Below are 14,677 nucleotides of genomic sequence, written 5' to 3' on the forward strand. Positions count from 1 at the left end.
GGGCGTGCCCCGCGCGGGAATCTTGGTGCCATGCCCGCGAACGCCGCTCAGTGGTGCCCGTCCGCCCCGTCCCGGGGAGCCTCGCAGCCGACCGGCGCCCGGCCGGCGCCGGCGCGGCGCACCGCGGCCCGCCGCGTCGCGATCGCGGCGTCGATGGCGGCGGCGCTGCTGCTGACCGGCTGCTCGGCCACCGGGGCGTACCACTTCCGCGGTCGCTCCGTGGTGGTCAACGACCTCGCCGCCCAGCTCGACCACGGCCAGGCCCGGTCGTACACGGCGCACTACCGCCTGGCCGACGCGGGTCGTGCGGTGCTCGTCCAGCAGGGCAGCCCGCACCGGCTGTCCTACACGTTCTTCACCGGATCGGACTTCTCCGGCCGGTACGTGCGGCTGGTGACCCGCACGGTCCGCTGCACGGCGACGAGCTGCACGGTGGCCGACCGGGCACCGACCGACCGGATCCGGCCGCCGGACGCCGGTGCCCTGGCTGCCGCGAGCGGTGACCGTTTCGTCACCACGGAACAGATCCTCGGCCTGGTCCGGACCGCCGCCGAGCAGCGCGCCAGCACCATCGAGGTGGACCGCCGCACCGTCGGCGGCCAGCCGGTCCGGTGCCTTCGGGTCACCGGTATCAAGGCGCCGTTCACGGCCTGCCTGACCCATTCCGGCGCACCTGCACTGTTCCGCGGCACCGTCGACGGCCGGCCCATCGACCTGGCCCTGACCAGCTACCAGGCCGGTGTGGTCGGCCACCCGTTCGGCCCACGGCAGGACCTGCCCGTCGTCGACCACCGGGCCTCGCCTGCCCCGAACTGACCACGCTGCGTGTCGCTCGGGCCAACTGTCCGAGATCCGACGGAGCGGGCCGGCCCGGCCGATCGCGGCGGAAAGCAAGGGTTCCCTTCGCTGCCCGTCGTTCTGCCGACATCCGCCCTGCGTACGGCAATGCGGTGGGCGGCGAGCGGTGCTCGCGCACTATGCCGGGCGGCCCGCTGCGGAATCCAATCTGCCATGTGGCAGGTTGGGGTCTTCCTTTTTGCGCGCAGGCGGCGGATACTCGGACACAGGGAGATCTCTCAGTCACGGCGGGCGTCGACGACGGAGTCGGGGTTCGGCGACAAATCCAGCAGGCCGGCCGCAGCCGCGAAGCTCGGCCGGAAGCGGGCCGCACAAGTTCACAGAGACGACAGCCAGACGCGTGAGAGGGCGGCCATCGGATGCCGCCGAGACCGCCCTCGAAGCTCACCACCGTCGCCTGACCGGAACGGAGAGCTGCCATGGATGTTACTCCCATCACCCTGCTGTTTCGTAGTCCCACAAGGACCAACGTGGCAGCAGATCCGGTGCGGAGGTGGTCGCGATGACCATCTACTACAACCACGCCGGGGTACAGGTGACCAGCCACGAGCTGGTCGTTCAGGGCCAGCGCTACCAGCTGAACCAGCTGCAGCGGTTGCGCATCGCCCGCGGCTCGGCCAGCCCGGCCGGCACGATCTGCGCGATCCTCGCCGTGCTGTTCGTGCTGCCCGGTAGCTGCAGCCTGCAGACCTCGGCCTGGACCATCGGGCTCGGCCTGACCGCGATCGGTGTGCTCGCCCTCGGCGCCGCAGCACTGATCATCCGGCGACTGCGCCCTCGACCGTTCGAGATGTGGGCCGAACACCAGGGACACACCGTGCAGCTGTTCTGGACCCGTGACGAGCGCATCTTCAACGGCATCCGGTTCGCCATGGTCCGGGCGGCCCAATCCGACCCTCTCACCAGGTGAGATAGCGGACCCCGGCCATCGGCGACATGTCGGAGAGATAGCATGCACTCAGCATTGACCGCCTCGCGGTAAGGCCAGATGCCACCTGGCATCTCGCCCTACCGCTGTCTACTCATCGGGGAGTAGAGATGCCCGCTGGCCAGCGCCCACTCGTCAGGCGCCGTCTGCGTTTGGAGCTGCGCCAGGAACGCGAGCGCGCCGGCAAGAGCCAGTCGGACGTGGCCAAGCGGATGGACTGGTCCTTGTCGAAGATCATCCGCTTGGAGGCCGGCCAGGTCGGCATCTCCACCAACGACCTTCGCGCGTTGCTCGACATGTACCAGGTCAACGAGAGTGAACGGCGGACGTTCCTGATCGAACTGGCCAGGGCGGCCAGGCAGTCCGGTGCATGGTGGGCGGCCTACCGCGACGTCGCGGCTTCGTCGGACTACCTGGACTTTCTCGGCTACGAGAACGACGCTTCCGACCTCTACTACTATTCGCCACTCATCGTTCCCGGCCTGCTGCAGACCGAGGAATACGCACGGGAGATCCTCACCGCGCTCAGTCTCAACGCGAACGAGGAGCTCACCGAGCGTGCTGTCCAGCTGCGCATGTCCCGCAAGCGCCACGTACTCGATCGAGACAACCCACCGAGCCTGACCGCGGTGATCGACGAATCCGCGTTGCGGCACGTCGTCGGCGGCGACGAGGTCATGAACGACCAGCTCACCAGCGTGGCCGAGGTCGCAGCACTGGACAACGTGACAGTACGGGTGATCCCCTTCTCGCACGGCGCACACCCCGGACTCAGCGGCGCCTTCGAGATCCTCGACTTCGCCGATCCGATGGACACCCCGGTGCTGCAATTCGACGCTGCACCTCGCGACGTGACTCTTCGTGAGAACGGCGAGGCTCTCGACTTCTATCGGCGCTGTTATCGGCAGCTCCTGGAGAGTTCCCTGCCGGAAGCAGAGTCGATCGAATTGATCAACAACATTGCCGAGGGCATGCTGGGCGGTGAGTCGTAGCAGAGAGTAAGAGTGTTTCTCTGATCAGTGCCAGCCGGTATCCTGAACGTCCCCAACGGAGGCCGGCGGTTTCATGCTGCGTTCTGGCAAACGCCGGCTCTCCCGATTAAGGAGGCCGGCATGGGCTTGGGCCACACCCCTCGCCAGACTTGGCGGAAGAGTTCGCACAGCGGCGGCACCAACTGTGTCGAGACTCTCGATCTCGGAAACCACATTGCGGTTCGGGATTCCAAGAATCCGGAAGACGTCCTGGTCGTCGATGCGCGCGCGTGGCGCGAGTTTCTCAAGTACCAGGTTCAGGCCGGCTGACCGTCGGATTCACCTGCTTCGTTGCGCGAGAGGCGTCGCTCGTGCCGTGGCGCGAGCGACGCCTCTCGCTCAGCCCGGGACGCCGCGGGTGAGGAGGTCGCGGAGGTGGCGGGGGGACGGGGAGCCGTGCGCGAGCATCTCGTCGTGCCAGCCGCGCAGGTCGGTGTCGGCGGGCCGGGCCGCGGCGATGTCGGACATCTCGGTGTAGCCCACGAAGTACGTGGAGAGCTGGGTCGATGTGAGCAGCGCGCGCTGCCACTTGCCGACGGCCTCGCCCTCCTCCTGGAAGCCGTGCGTGGTCAGCAGCGCGATCGCCTCGGACTCGGCCAGCCCGTCGCAGTGCACCGCCTGGTCCAGGATCGTGTTCAGGGTGCTGCGTAGCTGCATCTTCAGCTGCTGCAGCCGCACCTGCGGGCCACCGAAGCCGTGCTCGGCGAGCAGCCGCTCCGCGTAGACCGCCCAGCCCTCGACGAAGGTGCCGGAGGTGAAGACCGCGCGGACCGGGGTGGCGCCGCCGAACCGGCGGGCGTGCGCGAGCTGCAGGTAGTGGCCGGGCATGCCCTCGTGCACGATCAGATTCCGCAGCATGTCGTTGTTGTACTCGCGATAGAAGGAGGCGATGCGCTCGGCGGACCAGTGCGCCGGTGGTGGGGAGATCGCGAGCAGGGTGGGCAGGCCGGGGCGCTCCATCGGCCCGGGCGCGTCGCAGTACGCGGCGGCGACACCGCGCTCGTACTCCGGCATCTCGGCGATCCGGCACGGCTCGTCGGGCAGCGTGGTCACCAGCTCGAACTGTTCGACGAACGAGGTGGCCTCGACGAAGTCGGCGCGGGCCGCCGCGACGACGTCGGCCGGGTCGGGGCGACGGTCGGCGGCCGCGGCGAGCGCCTGCCGTACCGCGTCGTCGCTGGGCTTGCCGCCGACGATGCGGGCCGCCACCTCGCGCAGCTGGTCGGCACTCTGGGACAGGTTGGACCAGGCCCGGCGGTCGAGTTCGGCCGCGGTGAGCGGGGTGTCCAGGGTGTGCCAGAGCTTGGCCTCCCAGTGCCGTCGGCCGAGCCGCGGGCTGCGGCCGGGGATCTCGGCGCGGGCGCGCAGCCAGGTGTCGAACTCGGTGAGCGCGGCGAGCGCCCCGGACCGGGTCGCCTCGACCCGGTCGCGGGCCGACGGAACCGCGGCGGCGAGCTCGTCGACCCGGCCGCGGATCAGGTCGGCGACGCCGGCGAACTGGTCGATCGCGGTACGCACGTGCAGCTGCGGGCAGTCGATGAGCACCGCGCGGGCGGTGGCGAGCGCGTCCGGCAGCGCGGCGAGCCGGTTCACCAGGTGCACCAGCCGCTCCTCCGGCGGCGCGAAGTCGCGGGAGATCAGCACGTCGAGCAGCGGCCCGGGGTTGTGCAGCAGCGGGTTCCACTCGTGTTCGGCGATCTCGGTCAGCGCGAACAGCCGGGCGTCCACGATCGCGCTGAGCATCGCGTGGTCGACCTGCTCCTCCGCCTCCAACTCCTCACCGTCCACTTCGGACAGCGCATGGGAGGCGTCGCGGAGCGTCGCCACCTGGTCGGCCACCGTACTCGCGGAGAAGTCCATCAGCTCGTCGTCCGCCACGTGCGCGCCGGCATAGTGCGCCGTCAGCGGATCCAACATCGCCGTGACGATCCGCTCGGCCAACGTCGGGAAGTCGATCGACATACCTTGACCGTACCGGCGTCGTCGACGCTCCGCGAAATGGCGCGGCGGCCAAATCGCGAATGACGTCAGCTGCCGGCGGCCCGTCGGGGCCGGGTCGCTCAGTCGTCCGGCGGGTCGAAGTGGACCTCGATCCGGACACCGGGGGCGAGGCGCTGCATCGCGGCGTACCCCCGGTACGCGCGGCGGTCGGCGTCGGTGGCCGGTGGGCCGGCGAGGCTGCGCGGCCAGAGCCGGCGGGCGCGGACCACGTTGAGTTCGGCGGCCAGCAGGATCAGCTGGCCGAGGATGAAGAACCAGGTCAGCAGGCCGATCACGATGGCGAACGTGCCGTAGGTGCTGCTGGCCGACTGCAGCCTGGTGGCAATGAAGTACCCGCCGATCCACTGCAGGATCTGCCAGCCGACCGCGGCCAGCACGGCGCCGGGCAGCACCGCACGGGTGGAGACGTCGCGTACCGTCAGGACTCGGAAAGCGATCGTGAACAGCACGACGTTCACCAGCAGCGAGGCGAGGAGCAGCAGGACTTGGGCGCCGCGGCCGACGCCCGCGCCGAGCGAGCCCGCGCCCGACGAGAGACCGCTGATCGCCGTGGTGAGCAGCACGTCGCCGCCCAGCACCACGAGCAGCCCGACGCTGCGTGCGGTGCGGCGGGGCAGGCCGGGCCGGTCGTCCAGCGGTACCTGCCAGACGGTGTTGAAGGCGTTCTGGGCGGCGTTGGCCACCGCGAGGCCGGCCCACAGCGCCAGGATCAGGCCGATCGCGAGGCCGAGACCGCTGCCGTGAATGGCGGTACCGGCGGGCATGATCTGCTGGCCGAGCCCGGGGAACTGGTCGGCGATGGTGTGCTCGACCCGATGCTGGAGTGACGCGTTGCCGGTCAGGGCGAACCCGAGCACCGTGACGAACACCAGCAGCAGCGGGAAGAACGAGAAGAACGCGTAGTACGCGATGAGCGCGGCGAGGTTGCCCGCGGCGTCCTGGCCGAACTTCTTGAGCACCGCGAGCGGCAGCGCCAGCGCCGGGCGGCTCTGCTGGTACCGGTCGAGCCGGCCGACGAGGTCTCGGCCGGCGGCGACGGGGCCGCCGTTCACTTCCGCCGCGGCCCCGGTACCAGCACCGCCACCGCCACGCCGAGCACCAGCGCCGCCGCCCCGCACAGCAGGGGCCGCTCGGCGAGCTGGCGGCCGACGAGGCCGGCCACGATCCGGACCGGGTTCGGTGCCTCCTCGGTACCGGCGGAGTCGGCCGACTCGATCTCGCCGGCCGTGCCGGTGGAGCCCGCCGGTAAAGGGGTACGACCACTCCGGCGCCGGTGCAGCAGGTCCTGGGCGAGGGCACGCGGGGTGGCTCGGTCCCGGAACGCGTGCACGTTCGCGGACAGCGAGGCGCGGGTGTCGGCCATCCGTTCCCGGATCTGCTCCGGCGTCACTTTTTCAGGCTGCGCGCCCATTCCAGGTTCTCCTTGAGAGAGGCGATGGTGAGCTGCGGTCCGTTCAGCCGACCCAGTACCGACTTCGCGATCAGCCCGGTGAGCAGCGCGAACAGCAGCCAGGCGCCGGCGACGATGAGCGCCGCCCAACCGTTGCCGAGCAGGTGACCCAGCCCGTACACGGCGCCGAGGCTGGCGAACAGCAGCATCATGAAGCCGCCGAGCAGCGCGGCCGCGATCAGGCCACCGCCGATGCCGGCCTTGACGCCCTCCTGCTTCATCTCGGCCTTGGCGATGGCAAGTTGCTCGCCCACCAGCCGGCCGACATCGCCCTTGATGTCGGAGAGGATGGCGCCGATGGGTCGATCCTCGTCGGGGTCCTCGGCCCGGTGGACCGGTTCGGCCTGGGGCTGCGTCACCGTCATGGATGCTCCCGGATGCTTCGTGGATGGGCTAACCGCGGGACCGGGCGATGCGCTTCACCAGCCGGCCGAGCACGAACCCGGCCGCGACCGCGGCCACCAGGACCATCGGGCGCTGCCGGATCAGCTCGCCGACGCGGCCGAGCGGCCCGGCGGAATCCTCGGACGGCTCGTACCAGGGTTCGTCGGACGGTTCGTCCGGATGCGCCACGGCGGTCCCGTGCAGCCGGTCGGCGAGTTCGCGCTCGTCGACCGGCGGGTCTACCGGTTGGTCAGTCATGCCGCCTCCGCGGTGCGTGACGGGCCGGGCGGGTCACCGTGGCGCGCATCGCCCGCCGGTGTCGCATCGCCGCCCCCGTCTGGTTGCCGTACCGCTCCGCCGCCGGCCCGCGCGGTCCGGTTGCGGTGCGGTTGGTACCCGGTGTACCTACCCAGGAGATCACAAGTTATCCCGTGGCCGGGTCGGCACACCGAATCAGGGTGCGTGTCGTGCGTCCGCGGCTCCCGCTTCGGTGGTACCGGCGGTGTCGGCGGCGGGCTCGGTGTCAGCGGCGGACTCGGTGTCGGCGGCGGACTCGGTGTCGGCGGCGGACTCGGTGTCGGCGGCGGACTCGGTGTCGGCGGCGGACTCGGCCTCGACGGCGGGTGCTGCGGCGGCGGGTTCGGTGTCGACGGGGGGCGCGGCGGTCGCGGGCTCGGCCTCGGCGGCGCGGACCGCGGCGGCGTAGCGGAGGGCGGCGCGGCGCAGGGCGGCCTCGGCGTCCAGGCCGGCCGCGCGGGAGCGGCGGACCAGCTCGAACAGCTGGGTGCCCAGCTCACCGTCGGGGTCGGCGGCCGGTGGCAACACCGCCTCGACGCCGGCGCGCTCGGCCCGGGACTGCAGCTTCGCGGCGAGCTGCAACGCCGGCTGGGCGAGCGGTACCCCGTCGACGGACGAGTCACGGGCCTTCTCGGCGCGCTTGATCTCGTCCCAGTTCGCCACGACCTCGTCGGCACCGCTGACCGATACGTCGCCGAACACGTGCGGGTGCCGGCGGACCAGCTTCTCGACCAGTTCACCAGCCACGTCGTCGACGTCGAACCGGTCCGCGGCGGTCGACTCGGCCGCGACCCGGCTGTGGAAGGCGACCTGGAACAGCACGTCGCCGAGCTCCTCGCGCAGGTGCGCCCGCTCGCCGGAGTCGATCGCGTCGATCGTCTCGTACGCCTCTTCGAGCAGGTACGGCGCGAGCGACGCGTGCGTCTGCTCGCGGTCCCACGGGCAGCTGGTACGCAGCCGGTCCATCACCGCGACCACGTCGAGCAGCCGCGCGCCGGGCGGGTCGAACGAGCCGTACTCGGCCTCCAGCACCGGCCCCTCGTCCGAGCGTGCGACCAGCCGTTCGGCGAGCGCCTGGCCGAGCGGGCCGTCGCCGTCCGCACCGGCGAGCCAGACCACGGTGTCGGCGTCCGCCGCGAGCAGCGCGTCGGCCTGCGCCGACGCCGGACCCGCCAGCACCGTCACGTCGGTACCGGCGGCGCGGATCGCCGCGGCCTGCGGCGTCTCGGCGCCGGCATAGACGGTGGCGTCGGCGAGCAGCCGCCAGGCGCGGGCGGTCAGCAGCCCGGCCGGCAGCCGCGGCGAGGTGTGCAGCAGCACGATGCGCGCCGGCCGCCCCATCGGATCAACCCGCGGTGGTCTTGGTGCTGACCACGTGCACGACGTTCGGCGATCCCTCGCCGAGCTGCAGCGGGATCGAGCCGGTCAACGACTTGCCGTCCGGCGTCGGCAGGGTCAGTGCGGTGATCGGGTACTCCAGCTGGCCGTACCGGGGGCTGACGTCGAGGTGGTACTTCTTGATCGCGGCCTCGAAGGTGCCGCGCAGCGCCGCGGTCTGGCCGACCTTCGGCGTCTTCTTGATCTCCGGCGCGATCTGCTCGTACGGCTTGAGCCCGAGCCCGTTGCCGGCGGCGTCCTGGGCCAGCGAGTCGTAGACGGCCCGGACCGACTTGTCGTCCGGCGCGGTGTTCCACGCGGCGTTGCGCAGCGTGTTGATCGCCGCCTGGTTCTCGGCCTCCAGCCGGACGTACTTGTTGTCCTCCGGCAGGCCGGTCTGCCGGGCCAGGCCGGCGTAGTCGGCCGGCGGGATCTCGATGTGCTGATCGGCGGCGACCCGCTGGGTCAGCTCGTGCATGATCAGCTCGCCGGCGGCGCTGGTCCGCAGGTTGGCGTAGGCCGCCTGCTGCCTGCTCGCGTCCTGCTCCTGCTGGATGCCGCGGTAGTTCGGGGCGTCGATGATCGACTGGAACACGTCGTCGACCTGGGCCTGGGTGATGCGGTCCCCACCGATGAACGCCGCGGCGCCCGGCTGCACGTTGCAGGCGGTGGCGCCGGCGACGACGGCGGCGGAGGCGGCGAAGACGGCGGCCAGCCGGACGACGCCACGCCGAGTCAGGCCGCGCCGGCCGGAGCGGCGGGATCGACCGGCCCGAAGGGTACGAGAATGCTCGGTCACGGTAGCCAGTCTGTCGCGTCGACCGGCCCGGCGGAGCACCGGGGTACGGGGCGGAGCGCGCGGATGGTGGAATCGGTGCATGGCATGGGCCGGCGCCGTCCACCTGGATCCCGGACAACTCACCTATTACGGCACGGTGAGGGATATTCCGCTGCACTCGTCGATCGCGATCGGCCTGATCCTCGTCACCGAGGGTGTGGCCGAACTTACCGACGAGGCCGGTCACACCGTCGAGCTGCGGCCCGGCGGGCCGAACGCGGCGGTGCTGCCGCCCGGCGAGTCGCACGCCAAGCCGATGCGACCGGAGGGCTCCCCCGACGACACCACGGCGGTCCTCGCCGTGCTCGATCCGGAGCGGCCGGAGGGCCAGCGGCTGATGGCCCGGGTCGGTACCGGCCGGCACCGGCCGCAGGCCTGGGTGGAAGCGGCGGCGCCGGCGACGAAGCTGGTCCGGACGCCGGCCCCGGACGACCCGGCCGGCGCGGCACTGGTCGCCGAGGTGGTCCGGGAGCTGGCGGCGTCCGAGACGGGGCCGGCGCCGAGCGTGCACCCGGCGGTACGGCGGGCCGCGGAGCTGATCCCGGCCCGGCTGGCCACCGGGGTGGAACTGCAGGACCTGGCCGCGGAGGTGGGGTTGTCGGCGAGCCGGCTCGGGCACCTGTTCGCGGTCGAGCTGGGCCTGCCGTACCGGGCGTACGTGCGGTGGTCCCGGCTGCAGCAGGTGGTGCAGGTGCTGCGCGAGGGCGCGACGCTCACCGCCGCCGCGCACGCCGCCGGCTTCACCGACTCGGCGCACATGAACCGGGTCTGCCGCAGCGTGTTCGGCGTCAACCCGTCCCAGCTGGTCAGCAACCTCACCTGGGTCTGAACCCGGCGGGGTGACCGAGACCACCGGTACACGCAGCGGAAACGTACAAGACGTTCCCGGCCTTGCGGGCCGACCGTGGGGACATGGTGCTTTCCAGGTTGGGTGAGGTACTTGCCCGGCACCGGGTGACGGTGCTGGTGGTGGCGGTACTGGCGGCGGCGCTGGCCGGCGCGTTCGGCGGCGGCGTGGCCGACAAGCTGTCCGGCGGCGGTTTCACCGACGCGCAGTCGGAGTCGGCCCGGGTGTCGGCCGCGCTCGCGGACGACTTCCACGCCGGCGAGGCGAACTTGATCGTGCTGGTCCGCGGCGACGGCCGGCCGGAGGCGCCGGCGGTGGCGGAGCCGGCGACCCGGCTGGCCCGCTGGGCACGGCACGCCGACGGTGTCGACGCGATGCAGTCGTACTGGACGTCCGGGCATCCGGCGAGCCTGCGGTCGTCCGACGGTACCCAGGCGCTGATCACGTTGCGGCTGGCCGGCGACGAGGACACGTACATGAAGGCGGCGCAGCGGTTGACGCCGCAGCTGACCGAGCACGCGGGCGGCCTGCACCTGCAGTTCGCCGGTACGGCACAGGTCTACTCGGAGCTGAACAAGCAGACGCAACACGACCTGAAGATCTCCGAGGCCATCGCCACGCCGGTCACCGCGGCACTGCTGATCCTGGTGTTCGGCAGCGTGGTGGCGGCGGTGCTGCCGCTGCTGATCGGCGGGCTGTCGATCGTGACGACGATGCTGGTGCTGGACCTGCTGACGAACGTCACGTCGGTGTCGACGTACGCGCTGAACCTGACCACGGCGCTCGGGCTGGGCCTGGCGATCGACTACAGCCTGTTCATCCTCACCCGGTTCCGCGAGGAGCTGGCGGAACGCGGCGGGAAGGGCGACCGGGCCACCGTGCGGGCAGCGATCTCGGCGACGATGCACACCGCCGGCCGCACCGTACTGTTCTCCGCGGTCACCGTGGCGCTGGCGATGGCGGCGCTCGCGGTGTTCCCGCTGGACTTCCTGCGCTCGTTCGCGTACGGCGGGGTCTCGGTGGTGGTGCTCGCCGCGGCCGGCGCGCTGCTGGTGCTGCCGGCGCTGCTCGCGCTGCTCGGTACCCGGGTGAACCGGCTGGACGTGCTCGCCCGCTGGCGCCGCTCGCGCGACCGCGGCCGGGCGGCGGGGGACCCCGGGTTCTGGCACGCGCTGGCGGTACGGGTGATGCGCCGGCCGGTGCCGTTCGGGCTCGGCGTGATCGTGATCCTCGCGGTGCTGGGCAGCCCGTTCTGGCACATCTCGTTCGGGCTGGTGGACGACCGGCAGCTGCCGGCCAGCGCCGCGGTGCAGCAGGCGTCGCAGCACCTGCGGGACGACTTCGACAGTTCCGCCGACCGATCGGTGCAGGTGGTGACGCGGGACGTGGCGACCGCCGCGCTGCCCGGCTACGCCGCCCGGCTGTCCACTTTGGACAACGTGGCCCGGGTGGACACCGCCACCGGCCGGTACGTGCATGGGCACCGGGTCGCGCCGCCGACCGCGGCGAACGCGCGGTACCGCAGCGGCGACGACGCGTGGCTGACCGTCGTCGGTACCGGCGGCGCGCAGAGCGACGCAGCCCAGCAGTTGGTCGCAGACGTGCGCGCCGCGCACTCCCCCGGGCACGACACACTCGTCGGTGGGAAGGCCGCCTACCAGTACGACAGCACGCACGCGCTGATGTCCCGGCTGCCCGCGGCCGGCGCCATCATCGCGATCGCCACGCTGGTACTGCTGTTCCTGTTCACCGGCAGCGTCGTGTTGCCGATCAAGGCGATCGTGCTGAACATCCTGAGCCTGACCGCGACGTTCGGCGCGATGGTGTTCGTGTTCCAGGACGGGCATCTCGGCGCGCTGGTCGGGCATCCGATCGCGACCGGCTACCTGGACATGACGGTCCCGGTGCTGATGTTCTGCATCGCGTTCGGGCTGTCCATGGACTACGAGGTGTTCCTGCTGTCCCGGATCCGCGAGCAGTACCTGCGCACCGGCGACAACACCGCCGCCGTCGGTACCGGGCTGCAACGCACCGGCCGGCTGATCACCGCGGCCGCGCTGCTGATCGCGCTGGTCCTGGTCGCGTTCGGTACCTCGCAGGTGGCGATGCTGAAGATGCTCGGCATCGGACTCGCGCTCGCCGTACTGGTGGATGCCACGCTGGTGCGCGGCGTGCTGGTACCGGCGTTCATGCGGTTGCTCGGCTCGGCCAACTGGTGGGCTCCGCAACCGTTGCGCTGGCTGCACGAACGCATCGGCCTGGCCGAGTCGGAGGCCGCCCCGGCGCCCGCCGCCGAGCGCGAGCCGGTCCCGGTGCCCTGACCCGGCCGGAACGCCCGGTCCCGGTGTCCTGACCTGGGCGTACGCCCGGTCCGGTGCCCGACCGGGCGTCCCGACCGGCGGCGCCGGGCGGCAGCCTCGCCGGCATGCCCACTGACCGCGGCGGCCGGATCGGCGGCCTGCGGAGCGGGCCGGCGCGGGCCGGGAAGGCGATTCGCGGTTGCGACGGAGTCCTGGTGTCAGCACCGACTACGAGGAAGGACTCCGGATGACTGAGGCAGTGACGTGACCGCCGGTCCGGTGGACACGGCCGCGGGGCCGGCGGACGCGGCCGACGAGGCGGAACTCGTCGCGGAGCTGCGGGACGACCCGGCGCGGTTCGCCGCCGTGTACGACAGGTACTTCCGGGTCATCTACCGCTACATCGCCGGCCGGCTGGGGCCGCAGCACGCCGACGACCTCGCCGCCGAGACGTTCCTCGTGGCGTACGCCAAGCGGGATCGGTTCGACCCGGCGCGCGGCGCGCTGCGGCCGTGGCTGTTCGGCATCGCCACGAACATCGTGCGGCATCACCGGCGGGTGGAGGCCCGCCGCTATCAGGCACTGGCCCGAGTGCCTGTCGAGGTTGCCGCCGAGGGGCCGGAGGACCGCGCCGTCGACATCGCCGCGGCCGGGCGGCTACGGCCCCGGCTGGCCCGCGCCTTGCGATCGCTTCCGACTCGCGAGCGTGACGTGCTGCTGCTCGTGACTCTCGGCGGGCTCACCTACGACGAGGTCGGCCAATCGCTCGGCATCCCCGCGGGCACGGCCGGATCCCGGCTCAGCAGGGCCCGCGCCAAGCTTCGTACCGCATTCGACCAGGAGACCAACCATGGATGAGGATCTGCAGGCAGTCGCCACCCTGCTGGACACGGCGGAACCGACCACCGAGGTCATCGACGACGGGCGCCGGCGACTGCAGCGGGCCACGCTGCGCCGGCCGCGCCCCGGTCGCTGGGCGATGGGGGTGGGTGCCACCGCGGTCGTCGCCGCCGGCGCCGTCGTGGCCGTCGCGGTCACGAGCGGGCCGTCCGCGCCGACCGGAGGCAGCACGACCGGTGGGCCGCGTACGCCGGCGACCAGCACCGTGTCGGGCGGGCAGAACGTGCTGCTCGCCGCCGCCACGACCGCCGCCGACACGCCCGACGCCACCGGCACGTACTGGCACGTGAAGTTGACGTACGGCTCCGGCTCGGCCGACGAGACGTGGCGCAGCCGGGACGGCCGCCTCTGGGTGCGCGGCGACAAGACCCACGGCACGGTCGTCGCGCTGCCCATGAAGACCCCGATGCGGCTGGCCGGCACCGCGATCAGCGTGCCGGAACTCCGGTCGCTGCCACAGAACGCGACCGCGCTCCGGGCCTGGATCACCAAGGCGGTCGAGCACAACGCCGCGGACGGCTCGGTGCGCACCAGCGGCGGGAAGCTCAGCGCCGCGCAGCGCAGCGAGCTGGTCGTCGACTCGCTGACGAGCCTGGTGTCGCAGTTGCCCGCGCCGGAACGGGTCCGGGCGGCCGCCTTCCGGGTCCTGGCGACCCGCCCCGGGGTGCGCGACCTCGGTCGCGTCGACGGCGGCCGGGCGATCTCGTTCCCGGCCGGGGACCACACCGCACGGCTGGTGATCGACCCGAAGACCGCCCGGGTACGGGGGACGAACTTCGTCGTCACCGCCGACGGCACCGAGGTGTGGCTGTCGGCGAGCCGTGCGGCGACCGTCACCGGCGAGTGGACCGACACGCTGCCGCGCTGACCCGAGCCCACCTCGCCCGGTCCGGCCCTGGTACCGGCCGGGCGGGGTCGGCCGTGGCGCTCAGCCGCCGATACCGGCGGGGCGCGGCTGGCGGGCGGCGCGCAGTCGCAGGCCCAGGGTGGCGATCAGCGCCGCCAGGATCGTCACGTGGTACACGATGTCGGCGGTGCGGCCGCCGCTCGCGGTGATGCTCAGCCCGACGATCACACCGACGATGCCGAAGCCCAGCGCGCCGAGCGTGAACGGGCCGGCGCCGGGCACCCGCAGCGCCGTCAGCACCGCCGCGGCCAGCAGCAACGTGCCGATCAGCCACTCGGCGACCGTCGCCGGCGGCAACCACTCGCCGTGCACGGTCGTGACGCCGAGCGGGATCCGGCCGTTCAGGTGCAGGTACCCGGCGACGCCGAAGGTGACCGCCTCGATCACCATCAGCACCCCGACCTGTCGCGTCGAGCTCATCTCGGACTCCCCTGTGCGGTGTCAGGCCCCCGCAGGACGCACCGTCGGCGCCGTGCTGTCGGACCCTCGACGAGGTGCCGGCGATCCGTACTGCCGGATCTCCGGATCTGACCCGCACAGCACAGCACCACGGTCGCCG

General features: G+C 72.1%; 16 protein-coding genes. 8 read left to right on the forward strand and 8 right to left on the reverse strand.

The features are described from left to right. The first annotated feature begins 30 nt into the window (after positions 1–30). From Asera_RS00940 to Asera_RS00955, 4 genes are all read left to right on the forward strand, one after another. Positions 31–816: a hypothetical protein gene (locus tag Asera_RS00940; RefSeq protein WP_157034653.1), complete on the forward strand. Its 786-nt coding sequence runs from the start codon at positions 31–33 to the stop codon at positions 814–816. A 544-nt stretch (positions 817–1,360) separates the two neighbouring features. Then, positions 1,361–1,768: a DUF6232 family protein gene (locus tag Asera_RS00945; protein ID WP_157034652.1), complete on the forward strand. Its 408-nt coding sequence runs from the start codon at positions 1,361–1,363 to the stop codon at positions 1,766–1,768. A gap of 128 nt (positions 1,769–1,896) precedes the next feature. After that, a complete protein-coding gene (locus tag Asera_RS00950; RefSeq protein ID WP_030444861.1) occupies positions 1,897–2,778 on the forward strand; it encodes a helix-turn-helix domain-containing protein in 882 nt (293 codons plus the stop codon). 120 nt (positions 2,779–2,898) lie between these two features. Then, the gene (locus tag Asera_RS00955; protein WP_084130980.1) at positions 2,899–3,087 is read left to right on the forward strand and encodes a DUF397 domain-containing protein; all 189 of its coding nucleotides are present in this window, start codon (positions 2,899–2,901) and stop codon (positions 3,085–3,087) included. A 69-nt stretch (positions 3,088–3,156) separates the two neighbouring features. On the opposite strand, the gene Asera_RS00960 is transcribed toward Asera_RS00955, so the two are convergent. The 7 genes from Asera_RS00960 to Asera_RS00990 form a co-directional block, all read right to left on the reverse strand. Continuing rightward, positions 3,157–4,779 carry a DUF885 domain-containing protein gene (locus Asera_RS00960; protein WP_030444860.1) on the reverse strand — a complete coding sequence of 541 codons (1,623 nt, stop codon included), beginning with the start codon at positions 4,777–4,779 and terminating at the stop codon, positions 3,157–3,159. A 98-nt stretch (positions 4,780–4,877) separates the two neighbouring features. Continuing rightward, entirely contained in the window at positions 4,878–5,870 is a 993-nt protein-coding gene (locus Asera_RS00965; protein ID WP_030444859.1) for a YihY/virulence factor BrkB family protein, read from the reverse strand. Beyond that, positions 5,867–6,208: a DUF3618 domain-containing protein gene (locus Asera_RS00970; protein ID WP_030444858.1), complete on the reverse strand. Its 342-nt coding sequence runs from the start codon at positions 6,206–6,208 to the stop codon at positions 5,867–5,869. Before Asera_RS00970 ends, Asera_RS00965 begins: the two co-directional genes overlap by 4 nt. Beyond that, positions 6,205–6,633 (reverse strand): phage holin family protein, encoded by a 429-nt coding sequence (locus Asera_RS00975; RefSeq protein ID WP_030444857.1) that lies wholly within the window; start codon positions 6,631–6,633, stop codon positions 6,205–6,207. Before Asera_RS00975 ends, Asera_RS00970 begins: the two co-directional genes overlap by 4 nt. A 28-nt stretch (positions 6,634–6,661) precedes the next feature. After that, a complete protein-coding gene (locus Asera_RS00980) occupies positions 6,662–6,910 on the reverse strand; it encodes a hypothetical protein (protein ID WP_030444856.1) in 249 nt (82 codons plus the stop codon). A 195-nt stretch (positions 6,911–7,105) separates the two neighbouring features. Further along, positions 7,106–8,290, reverse strand: coding sequence for a nucleoside triphosphate pyrophosphohydrolase (locus Asera_RS00985; protein ID WP_084130977.1), 1,185 nt, complete (start codon positions 8,288–8,290; stop codon positions 7,106–7,108). Positions 8,291–8,294: 4 nt separating this feature from the next. Continuing rightward, positions 8,295–9,125, reverse strand: coding sequence for a hypothetical protein (locus Asera_RS00990; RefSeq protein ID WP_030444854.1), 831 nt, complete (start codon positions 9,123–9,125; stop codon positions 8,295–8,297). A 136-nt stretch (positions 9,126–9,261) separates the two neighbouring features. On the opposite strand from Asera_RS00990, the gene Asera_RS00995 reads away from it, so the two are divergent. The 4 genes from Asera_RS00995 to Asera_RS01010 all read left to right on the forward strand — a co-directional run bounded on the left by Asera_RS00995 (position 9,262) and on the right by Asera_RS01010 (position 14,079). Beyond that, on the forward strand, positions 9,262–9,993 hold the full coding sequence (locus Asera_RS00995) for a helix-turn-helix domain-containing protein (RefSeq protein WP_211255488.1): 732 nt from the start codon (positions 9,262–9,264) through the stop codon (positions 9,991–9,993). Positions 9,994–10,076: 83 nt separating this feature from the next. Continuing rightward, positions 10,077–12,332 carry an MMPL family transporter gene (locus tag Asera_RS01000; protein ID WP_280529696.1) on the forward strand — a complete coding sequence of 752 codons (2,256 nt, stop codon included), beginning with the start codon at positions 10,077–10,079 and terminating at the stop codon, positions 12,330–12,332. A gap of 243 nt (positions 12,333–12,575) precedes the next feature. After that, positions 12,576–13,169 (forward strand): RNA polymerase sigma factor, encoded by a 594-nt coding sequence (locus Asera_RS01005; RefSeq protein ID WP_051801842.1) that lies wholly within the window; start codon positions 12,576–12,578, stop codon positions 13,167–13,169. Next, positions 13,162–14,079 (forward strand): CU044_5270 family protein, encoded by a 918-nt coding sequence (locus Asera_RS01010; protein ID WP_030444850.1) that lies wholly within the window; start codon positions 13,162–13,164, stop codon positions 14,077–14,079. Before Asera_RS01005 ends, Asera_RS01010 begins: the two co-directional genes overlap by 8 nt. Positions 14,080–14,139: 60 nt before the next feature. Here Asera_RS01010 and Asera_RS01015 read toward each other — a convergent pair whose 3' ends face one another. After that, positions 14,140–14,538, reverse strand: a complete 399-nt coding sequence (locus Asera_RS01015; protein WP_051801840.1) for a hypothetical protein — start codon at positions 14,536–14,538, stop codon at positions 14,140–14,142. Positions 14,539–14,677 lie beyond the last annotated feature (139 nt).

Origin of the sequence: Actinocatenispora sera, from assembly GCF_018324685.1 — a bacterium.
GTDB lineage: Bacteria > Actinomycetota > Actinomycetes > Mycobacteriales > Micromonosporaceae > Actinocatenispora > Actinocatenispora sera.

What these genes read in the sequence shown, in the direction of transcription:
- Asera_RS00940 (WP_157034653.1), top strand. Translation starts at nt 31, where the DNA reads ATGCCCGCGAACGCCGCTCAGTGGTGCCCGTCCGCCCCGTCCCGGGGA.
- Asera_RS00945 (WP_157034652.1), top strand. Translation starts at nt 1,361, where the DNA reads ATGACCATCTACTACAACCACGCCGGGGTACAGGTGACCAGCCACGAG.
- Asera_RS00950 (WP_030444861.1), top strand. Translation starts at nt 1,897, where the DNA reads ATGCCCGCTGGCCAGCGCCCACTCGTCAGGCGCCGTCTGCGTTTGGAG.
- Asera_RS00955 (WP_084130980.1), top strand. Translation starts at nt 2,899, where the DNA reads ATGGGCTTGGGCCACACCCCTCGCCAGACTTGGCGGAAGAGTTCGCAC.
- Asera_RS00960 (WP_030444860.1), bottom strand. Translation starts at nt 4,779, where the DNA reads ATGTCGATCGACTTCCCGACGTTGGCCGAGCGGATCGTCACGGCGATG.
- Asera_RS00975 (WP_030444857.1), bottom strand. Translation starts at nt 6,633, where the DNA reads ATGACGGTGACGCAGCCCCAGGCCGAACCGGTCCACCGGGCCGAGGAC.
- Asera_RS00980 (WP_030444856.1), bottom strand. Translation starts at nt 6,910, where the DNA reads ATGACTGACCAACCGGTAGACCCGCCGGTCGACGAGCGCGAACTCGCC.
- Asera_RS00985 (WP_084130977.1), bottom strand. Translation starts at nt 8,290, where the DNA reads ATGGGGCGGCCGGCGCGCATCGTGCTGCTGCACACCTCGCCGCGGCTG.
- Asera_RS01000 (WP_280529696.1), top strand. Translation starts at nt 10,077, where the DNA reads ATGGTGCTTTCCAGGTTGGGTGAGGTACTTGCCCGGCACCGGGTGACG.
- Asera_RS01010 (WP_030444850.1), top strand. Translation starts at nt 13,162, where the DNA reads ATGGATGAGGATCTGCAGGCAGTCGCCACCCTGCTGGACACGGCGGAA.
- Asera_RS01015 (WP_051801840.1), bottom strand. Translation starts at nt 14,538, where the DNA reads ATGAGCTCGACGCGACAGGTCGGGGTGCTGATGGTGATCGAGGCGGTC.